Below are 6,243 nucleotides of genomic sequence, written 5' to 3' on the forward strand. Positions count from 1 at the left end.
TACTTTACATATGGTGCTCCTATAAAGGGGCACCACTTTCTTTTTATGTATTGAACTATGTATATAATACTTTTTCTACCACTTACATGTAATAATTGTCACAGGAGCTTTCTTCGTTATCTTTTATAATAAGGAATGAATTGATCGTTAGTGATAAAGCCACGGGAGGAGATATGCATCATGTTAACTGTTGAATTACACTCTATTAGCCCTGATCTATCTATAGAACATACTCTTCATATGAAAGGATTTAGAATTCAAGAAGGAACGTATTTTTACACAAAAGATAACATTAAATTAGAAGGTATCATAGATTCTAATAAAAGATGTCTAAAAATCCATTTCCCTCCACAATTAAATCTAAAACAATATACAATAGTACACCATATTATTAAGAATCTTATTCTAGTTCTTAATGCTGAATATAATGATTCTCAAAGTTTATTAGGCTACTTAGCTACTGGTGAAGGAGCATACATCATTTCAAATTGGGACTATTGGGTTGCCTTTCTTCAAAAAGCGAGACTACATAGTTTAGAAGGAAAAAAAGTACGAGTATTCGATGAAACAAATAAAGAAATTGCCTCTGGTATGTTTATAAGCTACAAAACGGATGAACTATCATCAAATATTACAGAATGTATATTGATTACACATTTTGGTGAGAGATCCTTTAAAGGAAGCAGTTTATTAATTGAAGCAACAAACGAATGGTAACTGAAAATACTTAACTTATTTGAAACGCAATTTCAATCATTGTTCTGTTTTTTGTAAAGTTATATAAATAACGTGCTAATTGGTATTAGAAATAAAATGAGAAAAAGGCATTGCTCTTGAGTGGTGCCTTTCGTAATCTCCTATTGCTTCGACCAAATAATTCTCTTGGAGTGCTTCTTCACATAACTCCTTCAACTTCATTGAAAAGTATCTTACTTTTTGGTCATCTATGTTATCAGAATTGTATTTTTCCGATAAACCATTACAAATGTTTATTAACTCCATTATCTCTTGTATGGATAAATCTTTGTCACCATATTGATCTATAAGTAAATCAACCTTCTCTCTAAGCTGCTAAAACAACTCTTATGTACTACCAAAGCATTGCGTTAGTTGCATAAGCTATCAATTTTTCAATTCATTAATTACCTTTAACGCCGTGGTGTTTGTAGGATCCTTCACCAGAATTAAATTTGCTACTTCAATGGCTTCTTCGTTTTTTAATAACTTTTCTGGGAGTGCATTAAAATAAAGGAGATACTCTTTGTAACTAATATCATATGGCGATAGTTCAATCGCTTTTTTCGCATGATGAAATGATATTTGATATGCTCCCCCCAAGTAGTTTAAAGCCATACTCAGAATAAATGAAATCACATAATGATTTTCGGATGTTTCTTCCTCTAGGAGTTGAAAGTTTGCAAAACCATACGGTGCAATACTTTCTTCTTCATATGCTATTAAAAAAAGCGCTTCTAATAAAGATTCTCCATCCATATTTGAAGATAATTCTCTCGCTCTGTTAAAATCACCACTAAGTATTGCATCCTTAAAATACATTTTATTTACGCTCCTTGAGTAAAAACATATTTGAAACTTGCACAACTAAAGCATGCGTTTGTTCAATAAGAATTGTATTCAAAAATAGCCCAAGGAAGCAAAAAAACTGGTTCTGTTCCTAGGTTTTCGTCATTTGCAATGTTACAACATCTCTCTGCTTCAGCAAGTGATTTAATAAAACCATTTTCATTCAATGAAAAATCAAACTGATTTTTAAACTCTTTCTCTAATCCGTTACACAAATAAGAATGGAATGTATTAAATTCATAGCCTAAGACCTCTCATAGCCTTTTATCAAATTAGTTTCATCAACAATAAATTCTTTCCTGATTAGGACATTCTCTATTCCGGTTCTTTCATCTATGGACTTGTTTATTGTGTCTTCCTCATCAAAAAAACTTTCTAAATAATTATTAGGTAGTCCAATACCTATTATTCTTAAGTCTTTTACGTCATTTAAAAATGTGCTAAAAAACTCTTTTGCTAAATTTAATGATGGGAAGATTTGAGGATATTGGAATTCTCCGAAATCAAACTTATCTTGAATCCATTTTTCCATCTCTTTGTATTTATCTACTGAACTATTAAGTTCTTTAATGTATTTTAGTTTATTTTCCTTCGAACCACCCCAAAATATATTGATCTCAGGATGCATATCATTAAATAAACAATGGTTTCTATACTTAATCACCAAGTGCGATGATGAATAAATTTTGTTCGATTGCTTCTAAACAAAGCTCTTTTAACTCACTTGCAAATTTCCTTATTTCTTTTTCCAATCTGTCATATTCTGCTTGGTAATTACTTAACAAATAATCAGAAATACTGAGTAATTCTTTTATTTCTTTTTCTGAAAATAACTTATCACTGTATTGATCTAAATCAAGTAATAAACGTAAGCTTGCATTATTCCTTTCCTTACCACGAAGATGAAAGTGAATATTTTCAGAAAACTTCACATTTCTATCTATATCTAACCAATCTCTTCTTCTTTTGCCTTTAGCTAAGGTAAAATCAATACCTACCATTTTGTACACCATCCCAAAAATTAAAAACTATTTAAAATAACATAGAAATTCATATTAATAAGTATTTCATTTCCTTATTCAACTAACCTGCCATTTAGCTGCATAAAAACGATCCTTCGTTATTGAAGAATAGCATGCGTTAGTTGCATAAGAAAAAATTATCGTAACTCTATTTTGATCCATTCTTCTTCTGGAATATATCTACGCTTAATATCAATTGCTTTTATGTCACTTCCTTTAATTCTAAATGTAATTGTTTCTTCTACATAAGGTGGATTATGTGCACCACTAAAAGTCTGTACTTGAACAGTTACATAAAATATATTATTTGTTTTATCTTTTTCTATTTTAATTATTTTTTCATATCCTCTATACCAAAGCCTATCAACCACTTGACTTATCGGCTCTGTTAATCGTTCAATTAACACGTCTTTAAGGAGCTCTTTTGATACAGGAATTCTATTTAATTTTTTTCTTATTACATCGACAATTTCCCAATCATTATCAACCTTTTTGATCTTATAAAGAACATTGGTACCATCATTTTTCCAAATGTGAATATAGCCTTCGTTCGCTTTAATATATATTCGTGGTTCATCAATCCACTCTTTTTCTTTATTAGTAGCCACCGTATACACTTTAGCAAGAGAAGTAAAATCATTAGGTTTATCTTGAGAATATGAACTTAAAGTATAATGTTCAAAACCAGTTAAATTAATATCAAAATAATTATCTGAAACTGAATTTGTTCGTTTAGTTGCTTCGACAGAATGTGTAGAAAAGATCAAAACAAAATTAATAAGTATTATAATTAATTGCCTATTCATATTTACACCTCGTGATTAACTTTTCCACAATAGAGGGCAATTATTTAACATTCCTTATTGAACTATTCTCAAATACCTCAAAAAAATAGTTGCATTTAAGCAACTAGTGATCTTTAACTAACGCATTGCGTTAGTTGAACAAGAATTGTTTGAAATCAAAAAAATTAAGATTGGTATAAATTAAAAACTTCGTTCCAATTCCAATGCTCATAATACCAGGTCCCCAAATTAATATTCTTAATCCAGATTCTCTGATTTTTGCCATTTTTTCCTGCAATCAAAACGCTAGCTTGCTTTCGGTTCGTTCTTATCCATACTAATTTTTCACCATCATTTATACTTAAAGGATAAAAATCTCCTTCATTTGCTAATGGAAAGGTGCTTTTCTTTTGTTTCTTAGTTTGGAGATTAATATGATAAATGCTAGGCAACGGTCTCTGTCCAACTTCGATTAGATCATTTTCAACTGATCGTGATACATAAATTTGATTATTAGTTTTCCACGTCAAATCTCGATCTACATAACCTTTTGGAGTGAAGCCAAACTTAGTATCATTAGACATTTTTATAATTTCTAGCTTCTTATTTAATGTCGAAACACGATTAGATCCTTTAATATAAGCTAAATAATTAACACTTTTTGCCCAGGCAAACCATTCCTCATAATGTAACATCTCATTAATTTTATGAAAAATAGCTCCATCATTTGAAAGAACACAAATTGTATTACTATCAGCAGATAAAGATGCAGTAGGAACTAACTGAAAAGCAATCCAGCTACGATCATAGGACCATTTAAACTGACTTGTTCCATAATAATGTTCATTTTCTGCAACTCGTATTGTATAAAAATGTTGGCGCTCATATTGATTGTTATGTTTAAGAATAAATTTAGATAAAACTATGTCCGAATAAACACTTTCACCTGCTTTATTAGAAGTTAAAAATCCCCTCCCGTCAGGTAACCATGAAAACTCGATAACTCCAGAAGAAATCTTATGCTGTTCTTTCATAAATTTAACATCAATCATCTTTAATTCATTATTGGATTGAAAACCAAAGGAATTTTGATTCGGTGCCCATTGAAAATTATTATTTACATTTGAAGAAATCTTAAAATGTTGCTTTCTCTTTATGTTATAAATCCAGAGGTCTCCTTTAAATAATGGGCTATATTCTTCTTTGACTCCGCTAATATAAGCTATCCAGTTGCCATCATAGGACCATTTTGGAAACCTCACGTATTTACCGTTTGTAATTCTCACTTCACTTTCTTTAATTTTAATCCACAAATCGTCATTTTTTATAAATGCTGCTTTTAATACTTTATTTGTTTCGGCGGCAGCTAAAGGAAACTGTTGTATCCATAATATAAGTATTGAAAGAAATATAATGATCTTTCTCTTCATGTAAACTTTATCCCACCTCTTTAATACAATTGCTATTATTCTTCCCCGTATTCACATTCTTACAATAAAATCCACCTTTTAGGCAGTCATTAATTGAATCATAATGCTTTGAACAATAAAAAAAGATCGACGTAAATGTCGATCTTTTAATCTAACTAACGCATTAGTTAGTTGTATAAAAAAATTGTATTAATTAGATTTTTTTAGATCTACTAACTTACTAATTAACATTTCACGTATATTTTCTTTTTCATTCGAATGAGAAAAGTATTTTTCTAACAGTTCTTGCCCCTTATCAAGATTACCAATTTTTGCTTCTATAAATGCTAGAACAAAGAATGGACTAGGGTAAATGAAATACTGATCACCACTTTCCATATTTTTTATTGCGATCTTCCGCACATCTTCAATTGAAGGAACTGACTTAAAGTGTTTTTCAATTTGTTTAATATCTGTTTTAATAGCATTTACGATAGATTGTTTGACATCGTCTTTAACCCACTGTGAAATTTCCGAAATATCCCCACGAATTGAAATTAACTCTCTTGCACCTTTTTCTGTTCGAAAGTATCGGAGTTTGTTCCCAGATAAAAGAGGGATGAAATCAAGACAATACCCGTATGAAAAACAACCCATTCCCCCCTTAGAAGGGACGTAATGAAAAACTTTCCTAATACCATTTTCGTTTTCACCAACCCAGTAATAATCACCTCGCCATTTTAATCCCAAAGGTAAAAGATACGGGCTAACTATAATATTCAACAACTCTTTTAACTTATCACCTTGTATTAATACTTCCATATTTTCTTCACCAGCTTATCTTCTTGAAATTTAATAATTGTTTATTATTAATAATGATAAATTATTTCTTTACTATCCTACAACACTCTGTTTTATTAACTAAAGTTCCAAATACTTAAATAGGAGTCGATCGTTATCAACTCCTTAATTGTTCAACTAATGCATGTGTTAGTTGAATAGCAAAATCAGTCATTGGCTGCTTTTTTATTTATGTATTTGGCAGGTTAGTGGAATAATCGAATGATATAATAAAAGTAGAATCTATTTAAAGAAATTAAATTTGTTATTCCGATGAAAAGTTAAAAAATGATTGATTATTGGGAGTTAGAAGATGAAATATAAAAAAAGTAATAGAGACGGCTTTTTTAAAGATTCCCTAATTGAGTTTATATTTGAAGTGATTTTTGAAGTGATTTGGAACATCTTAATGTTTATACCAAGAATCATAATTCGATTAATAGGGAACATTTGGTGAAGCGATTAGTCAAAATGGAGCTAACGAGGGTAGGAAAGGAAAGCAAAACAAGTTATTTAAATCTTATGTAACTAAACCAGCTAATAGTTGTCAATATTTTTCAATAAAAATTTTATAAAACACATGTTATACTAAAAATAGACATG

Annotated in this window: 7 protein-coding genes; 1 reads left to right on the forward strand and 6 read right to left on the reverse strand. The window is 30.0% G+C overall.

What is annotated here, in order from left to right:
• Positions 1-180 precede the first annotated feature (180 nt).
• On the forward strand, positions 181-717 hold the full coding sequence (locus tag AN960_RS03665) for a hypothetical protein (RefSeq protein ID WP_056466976.1): 537 nt from the start codon (positions 181-183) through the stop codon (positions 715-717).
• A 405-nt stretch (positions 718-1,122) separates the two neighbouring features.
• Here AN960_RS03665 and AN960_RS03670 read toward each other — a convergent pair whose 3' ends face one another.
• From AN960_RS03670 to AN960_RS03700, 6 genes are all read right to left on the reverse strand, one after another.
• The gene (locus AN960_RS03670; protein WP_056466977.1) at positions 1,123-1,557 is read right to left on the reverse strand and encodes a hypothetical protein; all 435 of its coding nucleotides are present in this window, start codon (positions 1,555-1,557) and stop codon (positions 1,123-1,125) included.
• A gap of 271 nt (positions 1,558-1,828) precedes the next feature.
• Positions 1,829-2,212 carry a hypothetical protein gene (locus AN960_RS03680; RefSeq protein WP_056466983.1) on the reverse strand — a complete coding sequence of 128 codons (384 nt, stop codon included), beginning with the start codon at positions 2,210-2,212 and terminating at the stop codon, positions 1,829-1,831.
• A 28-nt stretch (positions 2,213-2,240) separates the two neighbouring features.
• Entirely contained in the window at positions 2,241-2,585 is a 345-nt protein-coding gene (locus AN960_RS03685) for a hypothetical protein (RefSeq protein ID WP_056466986.1), read from the reverse strand.
• A gap of 158 nt (positions 2,586-2,743) precedes the next feature.
• Positions 2,744-3,412 (reverse strand): DUF3888 domain-containing protein, encoded by a 669-nt coding sequence (locus tag AN960_RS03690; protein ID WP_056466987.1) that lies wholly within the window; start codon positions 3,410-3,412, stop codon positions 2,744-2,746.
• A 164-nt stretch (positions 3,413-3,576) separates the two neighbouring features.
• Entirely contained in the window at positions 3,577-4,821 is a 1,245-nt protein-coding gene (locus AN960_RS03695) for a TolB family protein (RefSeq protein ID WP_056466989.1), read from the reverse strand.
• Between the two features lie 189 nt (positions 4,822-5,010).
• On the reverse strand, positions 5,011-5,622 hold the full coding sequence (locus AN960_RS03700; RefSeq protein ID WP_056466991.1) for a hypothetical protein: 612 nt from the start codon (positions 5,620-5,622) through the stop codon (positions 5,011-5,013).
• Positions 5,623-6,243 lie beyond the last annotated feature (621 nt).

Origin of the sequence: Bacillus sp. FJAT-25509, assembly GCF_001420605.1 — a bacterium.
Lineage (GTDB): Bacteria > Bacillota > Bacilli > Bacillales > Bacillaceae_G > Gottfriedia.

What these genes read in the sequence shown, in the direction of transcription:
- AN960_RS03665 (WP_056466976.1), top strand. Translation starts at nt 181, where the DNA reads ATGTTAACTGTTGAATTACACTCTATTAGCCCTGATCTATCTATAGAA.
- AN960_RS03670 (WP_056466977.1), bottom strand. Translation starts at nt 1,557, where the DNA reads ATGTATTTTAAGGATGCAATACTTAGTGGTGATTTTAACAGAGCGAGA.
- AN960_RS03680 (WP_056466983.1), bottom strand. Translation starts at nt 2,212, where the DNA reads ATGCATCCTGAGATCAATATATTTTGGGGTGGTTCGAAGGAAAATAAA.
- AN960_RS03685 (WP_056466986.1), bottom strand. Translation starts at nt 2,585, where the DNA reads ATGGTAGGTATTGATTTTACCTTAGCTAAAGGCAAAAGAAGAAGAGAT.
- AN960_RS03690 (WP_056466987.1), bottom strand. Translation starts at nt 3,412, where the DNA reads ATGAATAGGCAATTAATTATAATACTTATTAATTTTGTTTTGATCTTT.
- AN960_RS03695 (WP_056466989.1), bottom strand. Translation starts at nt 4,821, where the DNA reads ATGAAGAGAAAGATCATTATATTTCTTTCAATACTTATATTATGGATA.
- AN960_RS03700 (WP_056466991.1), bottom strand. Translation starts at nt 5,622, where the DNA reads ATGGAAGTATTAATACAAGGTGATAAGTTAAAAGAGTTGTTGAATATT.